This window comes from Chryseobacterium echinoideorum (genome assembly GCF_007474535.1).
In the GTDB taxonomy this organism is placed as follows: Bacteria; Bacteroidota; Bacteroidia; order Flavobacteriales; family Weeksellaceae; genus Chryseobacterium; species Chryseobacterium echinoideorum.
In genome coordinates, this window is sequence record NZ_VKNW01000008.1 from 26,709 (window position 1) to 44,665 (window position 17,957).

The 17,957-nt window shown below is 35.3% G+C and carries 16 protein-coding genes; all 16 read left to right on the forward strand.

Annotation, left to right across the window (positions count from 1 at the left end; genetic code table 11):
• The first annotated feature begins 183 nt into the window (after positions 1 to 183).
• The 16 genes from FOL89_RS11215 (at position 184) to gldG (ending at position 17,922) form a co-directional block, all read left to right on the forward strand.
• The gene (locus tag FOL89_RS11215; RefSeq protein ID WP_144282891.1) at positions 184 to 4,521 is read left to right on the forward strand and encodes a fibronectin type III domain-containing protein; all 4,338 of its coding nucleotides are present in this window, start codon (positions 184 to 186) and stop codon (positions 4,519 to 4,521) included.
• 164 nt (positions 4,522 to 4,685) lie between these two features.
• Positions 4,686 to 7,304 carry a fibronectin type III domain-containing protein gene (locus tag FOL89_RS11220; protein ID WP_144282892.1) on the forward strand — a complete coding sequence of 873 codons (2,619 nt, stop codon included), beginning with the start codon at positions 4,686 to 4,688 and terminating at the stop codon, positions 7,302 to 7,304.
• A 137-nt stretch (positions 7,305 to 7,441) separates the two neighbouring features.
• Positions 7,442 to 7,897, forward strand: coding sequence for a DUF1569 domain-containing protein (locus FOL89_RS11225; protein WP_144282893.1), 456 nt, complete (start codon positions 7,442 to 7,444; stop codon positions 7,895 to 7,897).
• A gap of 33 nt (positions 7,898 to 7,930) precedes the next feature.
• Positions 7,931 to 8,401 (forward strand): hypothetical protein, encoded by a 471-nt coding sequence (locus tag FOL89_RS11230; protein ID WP_144282894.1) that lies wholly within the window; start codon positions 7,931 to 7,933, stop codon positions 8,399 to 8,401.
• A 39-nt stretch (positions 8,402 to 8,440) separates the two neighbouring features.
• Positions 8,441 to 8,812, forward strand: a complete 372-nt coding sequence (locus FOL89_RS11235) for a VOC family protein (RefSeq protein WP_144282895.1) — start codon at positions 8,441 to 8,443, stop codon at positions 8,810 to 8,812.
• 82 nt (positions 8,813 to 8,894) lie between these two features.
• A complete protein-coding gene (locus FOL89_RS11240) occupies positions 8,895 to 9,341 on the forward strand; it encodes a VOC family protein (protein ID WP_144282896.1) in 447 nt (148 codons plus the stop codon).
• 117 nt (positions 9,342 to 9,458) lie between these two features.
• A complete protein-coding gene (locus FOL89_RS11245) occupies positions 9,459 to 10,133 on the forward strand; it encodes a DUF2490 domain-containing protein (RefSeq protein ID WP_144282897.1) in 675 nt (224 codons plus the stop codon).
• An 8-nt stretch (positions 10,134 to 10,141) separates the two neighbouring features.
• Positions 10,142 to 11,146, forward strand: a complete 1,005-nt coding sequence (locus FOL89_RS11250; protein WP_144282898.1) for a bestrophin family protein — start codon at positions 10,142 to 10,144, stop codon at positions 11,144 to 11,146.
• An 80-nt stretch (positions 11,147 to 11,226) separates the two neighbouring features.
• A complete protein-coding gene (locus FOL89_RS11255) occupies positions 11,227 to 12,252 on the forward strand; it encodes a glutaminyl-peptide cyclotransferase (protein WP_144282899.1) in 1,026 nt (341 codons plus the stop codon).
• An 87-nt stretch (positions 12,253 to 12,339) separates the two neighbouring features.
• The gene (locus FOL89_RS11260; protein WP_144282900.1) at positions 12,340 to 13,263 is read left to right on the forward strand and encodes a hypothetical protein; all 924 of its coding nucleotides are present in this window, start codon (positions 12,340 to 12,342) and stop codon (positions 13,261 to 13,263) included.
• A 20-nt stretch (positions 13,264 to 13,283) separates the two neighbouring features.
• The gene (locus FOL89_RS11265) at positions 13,284 to 13,904 is read left to right on the forward strand and encodes a deoxynucleoside kinase (RefSeq protein ID WP_144282901.1); all 621 of its coding nucleotides are present in this window, start codon (positions 13,284 to 13,286) and stop codon (positions 13,902 to 13,904) included.
• 9 nt (positions 13,905 to 13,913) lie between these two features.
• Complete coding sequence (locus FOL89_RS11270; protein WP_228444901.1) at positions 13,914 to 14,261, forward strand: arsenate reductase family protein; 348 nt, start codon at positions 13,914 to 13,916, stop codon at positions 14,259 to 14,261.
• 140 nt (positions 14,262 to 14,401) lie between these two features.
• The gene (locus FOL89_RS11275) at positions 14,402 to 14,839 is read left to right on the forward strand and encodes a toxin-antitoxin system YwqK family antitoxin (protein WP_144282903.1); all 438 of its coding nucleotides are present in this window, start codon (positions 14,402 to 14,404) and stop codon (positions 14,837 to 14,839) included.
• A 51-nt stretch (positions 14,840 to 14,890) separates the two neighbouring features.
• Positions 14,891 to 15,439, forward strand: coding sequence for a CopD family protein (locus FOL89_RS11280; RefSeq protein ID WP_144282904.1), 549 nt, complete (start codon positions 14,891 to 14,893; stop codon positions 15,437 to 15,439).
• An 82-nt stretch (positions 15,440 to 15,521) separates the two neighbouring features.
• Positions 15,522 to 16,250: an ABC transporter permease subunit gene (locus tag FOL89_RS11285; RefSeq protein WP_144282905.1), complete on the forward strand. Its 729-nt coding sequence runs from the start codon at positions 15,522 to 15,524 to the stop codon at positions 16,248 to 16,250.
• Positions 16,251 to 16,254: 4 nt separating this feature from the next.
• Entirely contained in the window at positions 16,255 to 17,922 is a 1,668-nt protein-coding gene (gldG, locus tag FOL89_RS11290; protein ID WP_144282906.1) for a gliding motility-associated ABC transporter substrate-binding protein GldG, read from the forward strand.
• Positions 17,923 to 17,957 lie beyond the last annotated feature (35 nt).

Consider the following 17,957-nt stretch of genomic DNA (forward strand, 5'->3'; position numbering starts at 1 on the left):
GATACTAATGAAATTGTTTACTGTATAGAACTTGTACAAAACAAATTAATCAAATGAGTGTTTAATAAATATTTATTAAAAGTTAACATGGGTTGGATAATTCGTAAAATAAATACATCATTATATTAATGTTTAATGTTAATATTTATTAATTTTATCCCCTAATTTTAATTTTAACTGAGTATGAAAATTTTTTACAAAAAACCGCAGCAATGGATTCGCGGCTTACAAAAGTTAGGAATACCTATTCTTATGCTTTTTGGGGCTGCTCAGGGTTTAGATGCACAGGTTTCTTCTTACAGTTTTTCACAAAATACAGGTTCTTTCACCAGTATTTCAGGAACTGGAACTTTAGTGACGGGTAGCGAAGCAACAACTTCCACTACGAATGATACTACTGGTTGGTCTGTCACATTACCATTTACGTTTAATTTTAATGGTACTGATTACACATCAATGTATGTGAATTCTAACGGTGGTGCTATCTTTGGTACAACAACAAGTAGCGCATCTACGGTGATATCCTCATCCACAGCTTATGGAGGTGCAGTTGGGGTTATGAACAGGGATTTGTGGGGTGTATTTATCACTTCAGGAGTTACAACAAGTGGTTCCAATGTAATCACAAATGTTGCCTCATTTCAAGGAATTGCAGTAGGTAAAGCACTCAATAATGTTAATGGTATTCCTACAAATGCTACTATAACAGCTTTCGATGAAGTTGCGGGAACGATTACTATGTCAGCACCTGCAACTTCAAGTTCGAGTTCAGCTGTGGTTAGGTATGGATCCGGTAAAGTTTTTACTTCTACAATAGGATCAGCTCCAAACAGAGTTTTTGTAATAGAATGGATTGGATATAATGATTATTCTACAAGTGTAACGGGAAGTAATCATCTTAATTTTCAGTTGAGATTAGCAGAAACTACAAATATTATTTCTACAGTTTACGGACCGTCATATAACGTAAACACAACCGTTAGGACTAACGAAATTGGTTTAAGAGGAGCTACAAATAGTGATTTTAATAACAGAAGTGGTAGTTCTACCACAGCATGGAACGCTACTTTATCAGGGACTACGAATTCAGCTAGTGTTTCTAGAGACAACGTAAATTTTCCAGCTTCTGGATTAACGTTTACTTGGACTCCTCCGGTACCTTGTACGGGTACTCCAACCGCAGGCACAGTGTCTCCGTCTTCACAAACTCTAGTTTCAGGACAAACTCCTGCAATGTTATCATTAAGCGGTTATTCTTCTGGTGCTTTAGGGCTTTCTTTTCAGTGGCAACAATCTCCGGATAACAGCAGTTGGTCGAATGTTACGGCAGGAACTGGTGCAACTACAACTTTTTATACTCCGGTAGCTTTTGCGGGTACCACAATGTATTATAGATGCGTTGTTACCTGTACAAACAGTTCGCAATCAGCAAATTCAGATTCAGTTGTTGTTAATCCATGCGGTTCGTCAGCAACTTTTTCAGAGAATTTTGACAGCTTAAATCCTTCTACCACACCATTACCTTCTTGTTGGGCAAAAGTGGGTACAACAGGTAGTTTATATGCACAGGCAAGTACAGCTATAAGCAGTCCTAACAATTTATATATCTATTCTTCATCTGCTACGAGTATTGCAATGGTTTCAATGCCACCATTAAATACTTTGCAGTCTGGTAATTATAGATTAAGATTCAAAGCGAGATCAAATTCTACATCAGGGGGTGTTGTTCAAGTAGGATATTTAACTGATCCTGCCGATCAGGCGACATTTACATCTTTACAATCATTTACAACCACAAGTACTTCGACAGTAAATAATTTTGTCATAAATAATATCACAGCTCCTTCAGGGGTTACTACACTTGCATTCAGACACACAGGTTCTCCTGCTTACAGTGTTTTAATTGATGATGTAATATATGAGTTGATGCCAAGTTGTTCAGAGCCAAGTGCAGTAACAATTACTACTTCTTCAATTACATCAAACGGAGCTACTGTTTCATGGACAGCGCCAAATACGGTGCCAGCTAATGGTTATGAGGTTTATTACAGTACTTCAAACGTGGCACCTACAACAACGACTGTTTTAGATGCAACAAATTCTGTAGTTTCTACAACAACTTCAGCGCCAATTAGTGGATTGACTGCAAATACTATGTATTATGTTTGGGTAAGATCTGTTTGTAGTTCATCAGATAAGAGTGTTTGGAGTCTTCTTTCTGCTAGTTTTACGACTACATGTATAGCAATCAATGCTCCATATACAGAAAATTTTGATTCAACTGCTGTAGGATCTTCTACTAATACCAATGCACCTAATTGCTGGAAATATCTTGAGCCTGCAAACTGGGCTGGCTATGGTTATGTTTCTACTACTGCTTTTACATCTGCTCCGAATGGTTATTACATTTATTCTGATGCAGCATCAACTGGAGGCGGAATGCTAGTATCTCCACCAACTACTAATTTAATGAGTGGTAATTATAGAGTTAAATTCTCTGCAAATGGTGGCGGAGCTAATTACACTATGGAAGTTGGAACATTATCAGATCCTAATGATGCAAGTACATTCGTAGCTATCGGTACTGGTATAAGTTTAACAACAACAATGACACAATATACGGTAAATATTCCTTCAGGAACAAATCAGTATTTAGCATTCAGACATGCTGGAGGAGGTACTTACAGATCTATACGTCTAGACGATATTATTGTGGAACAGCTGCCTTCATGTGTAGAACCAACTTTAATTACTACTTCAAATATTACTGCGAACGGAGTTACTATAGCTTGGACAGCACCTCCGACTGTACCGTCTAACGGCTATGAGGTATATTATAGTACATCAAATGTTGCGCCTACAGCAACAACTGTTTTAGATGCAACAAATTCTGTCGTTTCTACGACAACTTCAGCGCCAGTTTCTGGATTGACTGCCAATACAACTTATTATGTTTGGGTAAGATCTGTTTGTAGTTCATCAGATAAGAGCGGTTGGAGTACGTCTGCTAGCTTTACAACTGCTTGTAGCGTATTCGTACCAAACTATACAAATGATTTCTCAACATTTCCAGGAGCTTGCTGGACTTTAGCGAACGGAGGTACTCCTGCATCAGGTCCGGGAACTGGTACTACAAACTACTGGGTTGAAGATGGATTTTTAAATAATACTACTGCTGGGGCTGCAAGAATCAACTTGTATTCTAATAATAGAGCGGGATGGTTAATTTCTCCAACATTTAATTTAACAGCTGGAGGATATCAAGTGAAATTTGACTATGGTATTACTGCCTATACTGGTACAGCTTCCTCTGCAATGGGGTCTGATGATATTGTTAATGTATTGATGTCTACGGATAATGGTACAACTTGGACTGTGATTGAGACATGGAATGCTAATAACGCACCAAGTAATACAAATAATACTTTTGTATATCCTGTTACTTCTACTTCTAATCAGGTTAAATTTGCAGTCTATGGCTCAGATGGAACAGTAGATGATTCTGAAGATTATAACTTTTATGTAGACAATTTTGTGGTTGAAACAATACCTACTTGTGCGGAACCTACTGCGCTTAATTCAAATACTATTACCTCAAACGGTGCAACAGTTTCTTGGACTGCTTCAGTATCTGCACCTAATAGTGGGTACAGTGTATATGTTGCTACAACAAATACAGCTCCTACAGCTTCCACAACTCCTACCTATACAAATGTTACAGGAACTTCCCAAGTTGTTCCAGGAACAGCGGGTGCAACATATTATGTTTGGGTAAGATCTGAATGTACGTCTACGTTAAGCAGCGCATGGGCTGGTCCTGTGACTTATACAATACCTTTCCCAGCACCAGCAAACGATGAATGTTCAGGTGCAATTGCATTAACTCCTGGTGCAAACTTTGCCCAGAATGCTATAACTTCAACAAATGTTGGAGCAACAACAGATGTTGCTTCATCTTGTGCGACTTCAAACGCTGTGAGTAATGTTTGGTTCAGTGTGGTAGTTCCTGCTTCAGGTAGTATTACTGTAGAAACTGGTGCTGTGACAGGTTCTCAATTTACGGATTCTGTATTAACTTTATTTAGTGGTACTTGTGGTTCATTAACAGCAATTAGTTGTAATGATGATATTACTTCTGGATCTAATATTTTCTCAAGAGTATCTCTTACTGGAAGAACTCCTGGAGAAGTAATTTATGCAAGTGTTTATAGATATTCAACTAATGGTTCAAATGGAGAAATTCAAGTTTCAGCATATGATGCTAGTTTATCAACTTCAGAAATTGTGAAAACTAAGAATGATATCAAAATTTATCCAAATCCATTCTCTGATGTATTGAATATTTCAGATATCAAGAATGTAAAATCTATCTCTGTAATGGATATTGCAGGAAGATTGGTTAAATCTTTTGAGAAACCTACTACTAGTCTTCAATTAAGCGAATTAAATTCAGGAATGTATTTAGTAGTACTTAATATGAACGATGGAACTAAGCAAACTTTAAAAGCTATCAAAAAATAATTTTTAAATGTTTATATAATAAGAGGTGGTCATTTTAGACCACCTTTTTTATTTAATTATATTTGAATGTTTATATGTGTGAATTTTAGTTAAAAAAGTGTTTTATTTTTTGTTGATGTGGTATTAATTTTTTACTTTTAATTATTAAATTCAAAATTAATATTATGAAGAAAACTTATCTGTTTTTTGTGCTTTTTTCTGCGATTTGGATGAACGCACAAACTTATTGTACTCCAAGCTATGCAAGTGGTTGTGATGGCGGAGATCAAATTAATGATTTTAAAATTCCAACTGCAGGCTTCAGTCATTTGGGGACAGGATGCTCTGCAGGCACTTATGGTGATTTTTTTGCGACACAAACCATAACCTTATCACCAACAATTTCTTATAATTTTGAAGTTACGCATAGTTATGAAAGTCAGAATATCAGAATTTATGCTGACTTTAATAATGACGGAACTTTTGATGAAACTTCAGAATTGATTGGTTCAGGCAGTAGCGGTACAACGATGATTACAAATGGTGTCATTTCAATACCTTCAACAGTTGTTCCCGGAAATTATCGTATGAGAGTAGCCGACAGATGGAATACTGATCCAACCTCGTGTGATACATCGGGTTATGGTGAGGCTCATGATTATAAACTTACGGTAACTGCGCTGCCTACATGCTTTGCTCCTACCTCGCTTACGGCATCGGGAATTACGGCAAATAGTGTTACTGTTTCATGGACAGCTCCTTCCTCAGTTCCTTCTTCCGGATATGATGTCTTCTATTCGAATGCAGGTGCTATTCCAACGGCTGCAACTGCACCAATTTTGAATGTAGTGAATCCTACAGTGACAATCAATAACCTTACATCGGGTAGTAATTATTGTGTTTGGATCAGATCTAAATGTACCACAACAGATGCGAGTAATTGGGTAAATGTTTGTTTTGCTACCAATTGTGTTGCTGCAAATGTACCTTATCTTCAGGATTTTGAAAGTGCAGCAGTTCCTGCAATGCCAAATTGTACGTCGGAAGTCAATGTAGGTTCTGGTAATAACTGGGTTATTGAAAATGATCCAGGAAATGGTTTTACTAATAAAACACTTACCTATAATTATGACTGGCAAAATAATGCTGATGCATGGTTCTTTACTAACGGAATTAATCTTACAGCAGGTACATTGTATAGAATTAAATATACTTATGGTAACAACAGTGATGTATTTGTAGAAAAAATGAAAGTTACTTATGGTACAGCTGCTGATGTGGCTTCACAAAACACCATAATACATGATTATCCTAGTATTGTAAATGTATTAACGCCGCAGACAGATTTTTATACATTTACTCCAGCATCAACCGGAATTTATTATTTTGGATTCAATGTTTATTCTGATGCAAATATGCTTGATTTATATGTAGATGATATTATCGTAGAAGTAAATCCTACTTGTATTGAACCTACTGCTCTTACATCAAGTTCGGTTACGCCTTTTACTGCAACAGTTTCATGGTCGGCACCTGCAACAACACCTGCAAACGGATATGAGTATTATCTTTCAACGAGCAATACTCCACCTACTGCATCTACGACTGCAACAGGTACGGCAACATCAACAACTGTAGATCTCTCGTCATTAGCTTCATCTACACAATATTATATTTGGGTAAGATCATTGTGTAGTGCGACAGATAAAAGTTCTTGGTCTGGCATAGCAACTTTTACCACAGAAAACTTTTGTCCTACTGTTATTAGTCCTGCAAACGACATAAGTGGGACATCATTAACGCCAACAATTACATGGGATCCAATGAATGGAGCAGTCGGTTATAGAATTACCGTAGGAACTACTTCCGGAGGATCAGATATTATTAATAATGCAGATTTGGGTAATATGACAACTTACACATTTAGTAGTCCGTTAGCATATAATACCACTTATTACTACACTGTTAATGCATATAATGCTGTATCCATTTCCAGCAATTGTTCGGTAAGAAGTTTTACTACACAATGTGATGCGATTGCTCCACCGTATACCAATGATTTTTCATCAATTGATACGGCTTGCTGGAATCAGGGATCTGATGGTTCTTCTGCAACAGGTCCGTCAGGAAGCTCAACATATTGGTATGCTGATGGATTTGCAAACGCAGGAAGCAGTGGGGCAGCAAAAATTAACTTGTATAGTACTAATATAACCGGATGGCTCATCACTCCTGCATTCAACTTAGCAGGCGGAGTTTATACGCTTAGTTTCGATTATGCAATGACAGAATATAGCTCAACTAATTCAGCAACGCTTGGTTCTGACGATAGAATTGAGGTTCTTATGTCAACGGATAACGGTGCTACCTGGACTTCTATTCAGTCTTGGGACGAGTCTACCAATATTCCGAATGTTTCTACAACATTTACTTACACGGTAACAGGGGCAACAGCTCAGACAAAATTTGCATTCTACGGTACCTCTGGAACTGTTGGTGATACTGCGGATAATGATTTCTTTGTAGATAATTTCTCTATAACTTCGACATTGTCTACCGCTGAAAATTCTTTAGATAGAAATAAAATTCAGGCTTATCCGAATCCGTTTGTTGATGTCTTAAATATTTCAGATATCAAAAATGTAAAATCTATTGCCGTGATGGATATTGCAGGAAGACAGGTAAAATCATTTGAAAAACCAAGTAACATTCTTCATTTGAGAGAATTGAATGCAGGAGTATATCTTGTTGTTCTTCATATGAATGATGGTACTAAACAAACCATTAAAGCCATTAAAAAATAACCTTTAAAATATTTTAGAAAAAAGAGCAGAAGTAATTTCTGCTCTTTTTTTTATCCTTTTTTTGATTAGAGTATTGCATGCTGATATTTCACACCACAAAAAAAACTGATATATTTGTTTAAAAGAATTAAACCATTATGGAAAACGTATTTGACCCAAAAGATGCCCAAAATTATATCAACAGAATCAATAATTTAGCAGAAGATACCCATGGTTTGTGGGGTAAGATGACGGTCGATCAAATGTTGGCTCACTGTTCGGTAAGTTATGAAATGGTTTACGAACCTGAAAAACACAAAAAACCCGGAGCAATAGCAAAGTTCATTCTCAAAACATTTGTAAAACCAAAAGTGGTTAGCGAAAAATCTTATTCTAAAGACTCTCCCACAGCACCACAGTTTTTAATTAAAGAAAGAAAAAATTTTGATGAAGAAAAGAAAAGGCTTATTGGGTTTATTCAGAAAACTCAGCAATTAGGAGCTTCGGCTTTTGATGGAAAAGAGTCTTTCTCTTTCGGAAAACTTTCTTCTCAGGAATGGAGTAATATGTTTGCGAAGCACCTTAACCATCACTTGAGCCAATTCGGAGTTTAACATCTATTTCATTGCATATAAATTAAAAACATTATGAAAAAAATTTTATTTCTTTTATTATTTATCCCTTATTTCCTGCTTTCGCAAATGCCGGATATTTCCAATGTGTGGCTTAATAATTCCAATCCGTATGTTGGAACGATAGGCAATGGAAATCAGAAAATTAAACTTAAAATAAATATTGCTGAGCAAAATAAAAAAAATGATCAGGAATATTTTGTTTCTGGATATTCTCTTGTTGATAATAATTACACAAAGTTTGAAGGCAAATTTGCTATTACCAAATATAAAAATGCTAAGAAAAACGGAGTTGTATATGGAGATTACGAACTAGCTGAAGAAAGCAAAGGGAAACATTCCGGTATTTTTTCAGGGAAGTTTATTTATCATTTTAAATGGAATAAAAAGACAGAGAAAATCGAAAATCCTTCCATTGAACTCATAGGCGACTGGAAAAGCTATGACAGAAGTTTAGAGTTTGAAACAAAACTTAAAAATTTATGATTTTTTAAAGAACTGACAATCAATTAAAAATTAAATCAAATGAAATTGGGAGCGTTTTCTATCAGTTTAAGTGTGAAAGATTTATCTAAATCTAAGGAATTTTACGAAAAACTTGGCTTCAGTGTTATGGGAGGCAGTATGGAGCATAGTTACCTTATCATGAAAAATGAAAACACCTTAATTGGTCTTTTTCAGGCAATGTTTGATGGGAATATGCTGACTTTCAATCCGGGATGGGATCAGAACGCTCAGAATTTGGAATCGTTTGATGATGTAAGGGAAATTCAGAAACATCTAAAGCAGCATAATGTTGAGCTGGAAAAAGAAGCCGACGAAAACTCTTCTGGTCCCGAACATATATATCTTAAAGATCCGGATGGAAATATGATTCTCATTGATCAGCACAGATAGATCGTTTTGTAACGGCTAATCAATAATAATGGATATATAATCTAATAATTCATAGTCATCATAAACCAATACTAAGCAAATTATGGCAACAGTAAACGTATATCTCACATTTAACGGGAATTGCAGACAGGCTTTTGAATTCTATCAGTCAGTCTTTGGAAGAGAAATTCCTTATATGGGGACTTTTGGCGACATGCCACCTCTGGAAGGTAAAGAAATGCCGGAGCATGAAAAAGATAAAATCATGCACGTTTGTCTTCCTATTTCTAATGAAACAATGTTAATGGGAAGTGACACGGGCGGTGAATGGGCTTCTCAATTTAAAGAAGGTAATAATTATGCAGTTTCAATTAATACAGAAACAAGAGAAGAAGCAGACCAATTGTTCAACGGTCTTTCAAATGACGGAAATATTACAATGCCGATGGCAGATACATTTTGGGGAGCTTACTTTGGAATGTTTACTGATAAATTTGGAATAAACTGGATGGTCAATTATGACGATCCTGAAAAGCAGCAGCATCCTTAGCAATTAAAAACGGCAGATTTGTTCTGTCGTTTTTTGTATTGAAATATTGAATTTTGTTTTAATAAAATAATTATAATTAGTTTTGTGCTGATTGATAGATAATGTAAATAAAAAACTATGGTATTTTTTAAGAGGTCGATATTGGTGTTGATGTGCGCTTTGGGAACTGGTGTTATTGCTCAAAAGAGTGATTTAGGAGCTTGGTATATGTATTTCGGAAATAATAAAATCAATGAAAAACTCAATTTTCATAACGAAATACAATATAGAAATTTTGATGCAGGCGCAGATTTGGAACAATTGCTCATCAGAACGGGAATTGGCTATGATCTTACAGAAAACAATAATAATATCTTGTTGGGGTACGGTTTTATTTTAAGTAAACCTTACATTAATAATGAAAAATCGGAAAACATTGAACAGAGAATCTTTCAGCAGTATATCACAAAGCAAAAATTCGGCAGATTTTTCGTTCAGCACCGTTACCGATTGGAAGAACGTTTTTTACAGGATGATTTCAGAATGCGGTTCAGGTATCTTTTAGGATTAAATATTCCGATCAATAATAAAGAAATGCTTCCGAAAACATGGTATGCTTCCGCTTACAATGAGATTTTTCTTCATTTTGACAGCCCGGCTTTTGACAGAAATCGTGTTTATGGAGCGGTAGGATTTGTCATTAACAAAAATATGCGGATTGAGGCAGGATATATGAATCAGATTCAGGAAAACAAAAACCGAGGACAAATACAGATAGGTTTTTACAATAATATTCCTTTTACAAAAAATTAATTCACAATATGCATTCAGGAAAAAAATTTAGTGCCACAGAGTTTATTATCTGGACGAAAAGAAGCATTTTTGTTCTTTCGCTTTGGGCAGCAGTTCCCACTATTCTTTATTATTTTGGACTTACTTTTCTGTCGTTTCCTTGGCAGCCAATTGCAATTATGGGAACAGCAGTCGCTTTTATTGTAGGTTTTAAAAATAATGCAAGTTACAGCAGGCTTTGGGAGGCAAGGCAGATTTATGGGGCAATCATCAACGACAGCAGAAGTTTTGGTTATATTTTGAGGGATGCATTATCCGGAAAAAATCCGACCAAAGTAAAAATGATGTTTGAGCGGCACTATGCATGGCTTACGGCGCTTCGTTTTCAGTTGAGAGAACATAGGGATTGGGAAAAAGTAAATTTAGCTCAGTTTGAAGAATATGCAAGAAAATATGAAGTTGAGGAAAAAAAGTTTAAAGTAGAAGATGAGTTGCAGAAATTTCTTTCCGAAAAAGAACTTCAGTATGTTTTAAGTAAAAAAAACCGTGCAACACAATTGATGGCAATTCAGAGTAGAGAGCTTTCTGAAGCTTACTCCAGAGGAGAAATTAATGATTTTCAGTGGACACAAATCAATCAGCAACTGGTGAAATTCACAGATAATCAGGGGAAAGCGGAAAGAATAAAAAACTTTCCTTATCCAAGGAATTTTTCATCTATTACCACTTATCTGCTGCATCTTTTCATCGTATTTGTCCCTTACGGACTGGTAAAAGAATTTGATAAAATGGGAGATGGAACTTTGCTGGAAAATTATACGCTTTGGTTTAATATTCCGTTTTCACTTTTGGTTACGTGGTGTTTTCATACTTTGGACAGTGTAGGAGAAGCGTCTGTAAATCCGTTTGAAGGAAGTCCGAATGATGTTCCGATTACGCAGATCAGCAGAACGATAGAAATTGACATGAGAGATATGCTTGATGAAGACAATCTTCCACCGCCAATTGTACCTCAGAACAGTATTGTTTTATAGTGTAGTATAGATTAATCTAAAGAAACAATTAGCAGAGCGTTATAAATTTTGCTATTTTTGAAAAAATTTTAGAAATCATAATGAAAAATAAAATAATAGCAGGCTTTGCAGCATTATTACTGATTGTTTCATGTAATAATAATGATAAGATGCTGTCTTCTCTGGCAGATTACAATAATGGAATGGAGCAGAAGGGGTATCATTTTGGTGATAAGCTTAATTTGCCTCAGGAAGTTCTGGAAAATGCAGAAAGTATTACCATAAGTTTTGGTGAAAAAGAATCGAATAGTCTTATCATAGATCCGAAATATTTTACATTAGGTGATAATGCGGTAACTTTCAATATCAAAACCAAAGGCGGGGAAACTTTATATCAGGATGCAACAATTAATGTTTACAGCAAAACTCCTGAAAAAACGATCAATTATGAAATTGTTGCTGAATATCCTCATGATCCTGCCAATTTTGTTCAGGGATTTCAGTATGATGGAAGTTTGATCTATGAAAGTGAAGGACAATACGGATCTTCCAGATTAATTGCCTATAAACTGGGCGATACAATTCCTGTAAAACAAACCAAACAACCGGATGATGTTTTTTCGGAAGGAAGTACAATTGCTGGCGACAAGATTTTTCAGCTGACATGGGAAAATAAGAAAGGTTTGGTGTATGACAAAAATACATTAAGTCTGAAATCAGAGTTTCCTTATATAAGTATGATGAATCAAGGATGGGGGCTTACCTATGATGGGAAAAGTCTCATTGCTTCAGACGGAACCAAAAATCTTTATTTTCTTGATGCAAATGATCCTTCCAAAATGGTAAGATATATTTCTGTAGCAGGAAATACAAGTGTTTATGATCAGCTCAATGAACTTGAATACTATAAAGGACATATTTATGCTAATGTTTGGCATAAGCCGATCATATTAAAAATCAATCCGGCAAACGGAGAGGTGGTCGGAAAGTTCGATTTTTCTAAAATTGCACAGCCTTACACAGACGATAATAGCGAGCATGTTTTGAATGGCATTGCCTTTAAAGGAGATAATATGCTGATTACCGGTAAAAACTGGTCGAAAATTTATGAAGTGCTGATTAAGTAATTAAAAACTGCGTCATAATTTTTCTGCAATAAATAAAAAATGTAAATTGGTAGCGTTCCTTAGGGACGCTATCTTAGTAAAGAAGATTTGAGATTATTACAATTTTTGTTCGTTGTTCTGTTCTGTACAATATCGGCACAGAAAATACTTCCTTTTGACAGTTTAAGGCTGAAGGATACAAGAGATATGTTTGCAGATGACTACGGGAATCTGTATTTATACAAAAATAAAGATTTCAGTTTTACCAAATATGACTCTCTGGGAAAGCAGCTTGGTAAAATGATGTTCACCGTTCCGTTTAAAGTTCAGGGAGTACAAAATCCTCTGAGTATTGCTTTATTTTCAGAAAATGCTCAGGAAATGAAATTTGTAGATCAAAATCTCAATGAAATTCAGAAACTTGATTTTAAACAAAAGTTTGGTTTTATTAAACATGCGTATGCAGAAGATCTGCAACAGGTCTGGCTGATTGACGAAAGTACCAAAAGACTTCTTCAGTATAATTTCCGGAATGATATTACCATCAATTCTTATCCTTATAACGTAAATATGGATGAAATAATTGATCTGCTTGTTTTTGAAAATAAACTTTATATTTTATCCAAAAATACATTCAGGGTTTTTGATCTGAAATTTGAAAAACTTTTTGAAGCTCCGGTGGAAAATGCTAAAAGATTCCGCCGTGAAAATGAAAATATTCTGATTATTACCAAAAATACAGTTGTAAGATACATCCAGGATCAAGAACTTTTAACATTATTTGAAGATCCCGAGACACAAATTGTGGATAAAAATTCACTGGCATATTTTGAAATAAAAGACAACAAACTCTATCTTTACACCCTTGAAAATCTACGGAAAGCAAAGCCTCAGAAATCTTTGGAAGAACTTGAAAAAACTAAACAGGAGCTTGAAGAAGAGATAGAAAAGCTGGAAAGAGAAAAGGCTGAGAAAGGTGATATTTTAAAGATCATCGAAGAAATTTCAAACGTAGAATCTTTTGGTATTTAAACAAAAATTTTCGTATAAATATGCATATTGCTGTCACAGGAAACATCGGAGCAGGAAAAACAACACTTACAACTATGCTTGCCAAACATTATGGCTGGGATGCACAGTTTGAAGACGTAGACCACAATCCTTATCTGGAAGATTTTTACGCTGATATGAGTAAGTGGAGTTTTGCATTGCAGATCTATTTTCTTGGAAGCAGGTTTCGCCAGGTAAAAGAAATAAGAGAAAGTGGGAGAAACATCATTCAGGATCGTACGATTTATGAGGATGCTCACATTTTTGCTGAAAACCTTAATGATATGAAACTTCTTTCAGACAGAGATTTTAATAATTATGCTTCGCTTTTTGATCTGATGAAGACATTCGTTTCGGCACCCGATTTGCTTATTTATTTAAAGTCTGATGTTCCCAATCTCGTAAAAAAAATTTACAAAAGAGGAAGAGAGTACGAAGCCTCCATCAGCATAGAATATTTATCTAAACTTAATCAGAAATACGAAAAATGGATCGCCAATTACACAGAAGGAAAACTTCTGGTGATCGAAGTAGATGATTTGGATTTTGTAGAAAAGCCTGAAGACTTTGGATTTATTCTCGAAAAAATTGATGCGGAACTCAACGGCTTATTTAATCAGTAAAAATTTATCATGATAAAGGTCTTGCATAACGGAAACTGTTCAAAATCCAATGCCATCTTGGAATATCTGGATGAAAACGGCGTTCAGTTTGAAATTATTAATATTGTGGAAGATCCTTTAAGCATTTTGGAACTCAAAACAGTTTTAAAGAAGCTTAACCAGCCCGTTTCTCATATTATAAGAACAAAAGAAAAGCTTTATCTCGAAAAATTTGCAGGGAAAGATATTTCTGAAGAAGAATGGCTTCATATTTTATGTGAAAATCCGTCTCTTATTCAAAGACCGATTATAATCAAGGGTTCTGTAGCCATGCTTGGAAGACCTATAGAAAATGTAAAGTTTTTTATTGAAAAGTAGGTTATGGTTTCAGTTTTAAATTAAATATTGCAATAAATAAAAAATCAGCAGCCTGAAATTGAACTGCTGATTTTTTTAATTTAACTGTTCTACATTTGTAGAATTTGATTATTGTAGTTATATTTACTTAAACATTTACAATGAAAAATAATATTCTTTTTGCAATAATGTTGATCGCTTTTATATCTTGCAATTCATCCGTCAATCAATATGTTAAAATCCCGGGTAAGTCGCAGCAAAGACATGGGAAATGGATTGAAAAATATCCCGTTAATGATGGTGAAATGGTTGCATCTGGGAAATATAGATATGGAGAAAAGTCGGGTGTATGGAAAACCTTCTATAAAGATAAGCTCTATCAGAAAGATAAAACCAGAAATGGACTAACCAGAACTAAAGTATTTTATCCGAATGGAAAAATAATGGAAAAAGGGCAGTCTAAAATTGATATTACCGAAAATGGCCGACATTGGTACTATTTCGGTAATTGGGAATTTTATGATGAAAGCGGAAAACTGAAATATATAAAAAAATACAATAACGGTAAAAAAACAGACAGCATTTCTATTAAAGAGTAATTATTGAATACATCATCTGAAAATCATTATCTTTGCAGACAAATTTAAAGGATGCTGTATACCATCATTAAAGCATTGCACATTATTTTTATGGTAAGCTATTTTGCGGGGATTTTCTACCTCGTAAGAATTTTTGTGTATTACAAAGATACCGATGCATTTCATGATCAAAAAAAACAGATCCTCAGAGAGCAATATACCTTTATGGCTCGAAGACTTTGGAATATTATTACCGTTCCTGCAGGAGTTATCATGGCAGTTTGCGGGTTAATCTTGATTTTTCTCAACTCAGGGCTGATGAAATCTCCTTGGTTTCATCTTAAACTTACTTTTTTACTCGGACTTGCCGCTTATCATTACTGGTGCTGGCAAAAAGTAAAGCAGCTGGTAAAACTCAACGGAAATACTTTGGAGACAGCTAATCTGAAACTAAGACAGGCAAACGAAATTGCTACATTTATTTTATTCCTTGTTGTTTTTACCGTCATATTAAAATCTTCAGTTATTGAATATTGGTGGCAATTAATTACCGGATTTTTCGTTTTGGTATTTTTGATCATGATGACTGTAAAACTGGTGAATAGGAAAAAGAAAAATTAATAAAAGTTATAAGTTATGAGTGATGAATTATAAATTCAATGATACTCATAACTTATAATTTATAACTCATAACTAAAAAAGCATGATTGCAATTTTAAAAAAAGAACTTTGGAGTTACTTCGGGAACTGGAGCGCATGGGTAATCATTGCGGCATTCAGTCTCATCACAACATTGTTTTTGTTTTTTTTCGAAAACGATTCTAATATTTTCGATATCGGGCTTGCGTCCTTACAAAGCTATTTTGTTTTGGTTCCGTGGCTATTAATGTTCATCATTCCGGCATTGTCTATGAAAACTTTTGCTGAGGAACAGCAGACAGGAACCTTAAACTGGCTTTTTTCACAACCTATGAAAATTTCTGATCTGGTATTTGGTAAGTTTTTTTCCGTGTGGATCGTTGGGATTCTTTGCCTGATTCCATCAGTTATCTATTTTTATACAGTCTTTGTTTTAGGCGTTCCGGAAGGAAATATTGATATGGGAATGACTTTCGGAAGTTATTTTGGTCTCATTATGCTGATCGCTGCGTTTGCAGGAGTCGGTATTTTAGCATCATCGCTGTCACAAAATCAGATTATGGCGTATTTGCTTGGCGTTTTTATGTGCTTTATCATGTATTTCGGAATTGAGCAGTTAGCCAGCTATAAATTGTTGGGCGGAGCAGATTTTATTTTACAGAATTTAGGTTTTTACCAGCATTTCTTAGGGTTTACCAGAGGATTGATAGACTTCAGAGATGTTGCCTATTTTATTTTTATCATCGGTTTAAGTTTAGCATTATCCAATCATTTTATCACCAAAAAGAAGTAAGAATATGAAGAAGATCAACCTAAAATCTCCGTTCGGAATTTTGCTTATCATTATTTTACCATTGGTAGTAATCATGATGTTTTCCGGAATCCGTTTAGATTTAACCAAAGAAAAAAGATACACGCTTTCCGAAAGCACTGTGAAAGTTTTAAAATCTGTAAAAAAACCTTTAACTGTTGAGGTATATCTGGAAGGCGATTTCCCTGCAAGCTTTAAGCAGCTGCAGAACGAAACCAAATTTATGCTGGAAGAATTCAGAAAAATAAATCCTAAAATAGATTTCAAATTTATTGATCCTATTAAAACCAAAATGTCTCAGGATACTTTGATGGCAATGGGAATGCAGCCTTCTATTCTTCCGGATGTGAAAGACGGGAAAGTTACTCAAATTCGTTTGTTTCCCTATGCGGTGGTAAAGTATAAACAAAGAGGTGTTTCTATTCCTTTGGTGGTAGAGCAGGCAAACATCAATGCCGAAGAACAGCTGAGAAAATCTATTGAGAATCTTGAATATAATTTAGTTTCCAATATCAAATCTGTTGCGGAAGATAAAAGAAAAAAAGTAGGTATTCTTGTCAATCAGGATGAACTGGGTCCTCGAGAATTTGAAGGATTTATGCAGCTTGCTTCAGAAAATTATGACGCAGGACCTGTAGTTCCGCAGAATAATGTTGAATTGACAATGGCAGATCTTCCTCTGTTGAAAAAAATGAGCGCACTGGTAATCGCAAAGCCAAGAAAAGCTTTTACCGACAGCGAAAAAGTAATTCTGGATCAGTATATAATGAACGGTGGGAAAACACTTTGGATGATTGATGCAGTGAATGCCGAAATGGATACTTTGACGACATCAAAAAAAGTAATGCCATTTCCGATTGATATTAATATGACAGATTTTTTCTTCAACTATGGTCTGAGAATCAATTCTGCGCTGGTGAAAGATGTAAAAAAGTATGCACTCCTGAAACTTGTAACCGGCGAAGTGGGAGGGAATGCACAATATACAAGTCTTCCATGGCCATATTTTCCGTTAGGAATTGCAGAGAAGGAGCATCCGATTACAAAAAACATCAATCCGGTAAAACTTGAATTTCCGACTTCTATTGATACTTTGGGCGGAAAGAAATTTAAAACCCATGTGCTATTTGAATCAAGTGAAAGAACTTTGCTGAAGCAGGTTCCAAACTATGTTGAGCTGAAAGAAATTGCAAGTGTCGACAGTCTGGGACAAATGGAAAAACCAAGTACTCCCAAAATTTTTGCCGTTGCTCTGGAAGGTAAATTTAATTCCGCTTATGCTTCAAGGATAGAAAGAAAATCATATCCCGGTTTTAGGGCTTCAAGTCCTGAAAACAAAATGATCGTCATTGCAGACGGTGACGTGGGTAGAAACAAGGTCATCAAAGGTCAGCCTTTACCTTTGGGGGTTGATATGCTGACTGATGAGCAGTTTGGTAACGAGCAGTTCCTCAGAAATGCCTTAGACTATCTTTTGGATGACAGCAATATTATGGACCTGCGCAACCGAAATATCGAAGAGCGTCTCTTAGATCGCTACAGAATCAACGAAGAACGCTCAAAATGGCAGTACCTGAATTTATTTTTGCCATTAGCAATTATTGCTCTTTTAGGAGGATTGTTTTTCTGGCTAAGAAAGAAAAAATTTGGATAAAATAGAAAAGAGAAACTCAACAGTTTCTCTTTTTT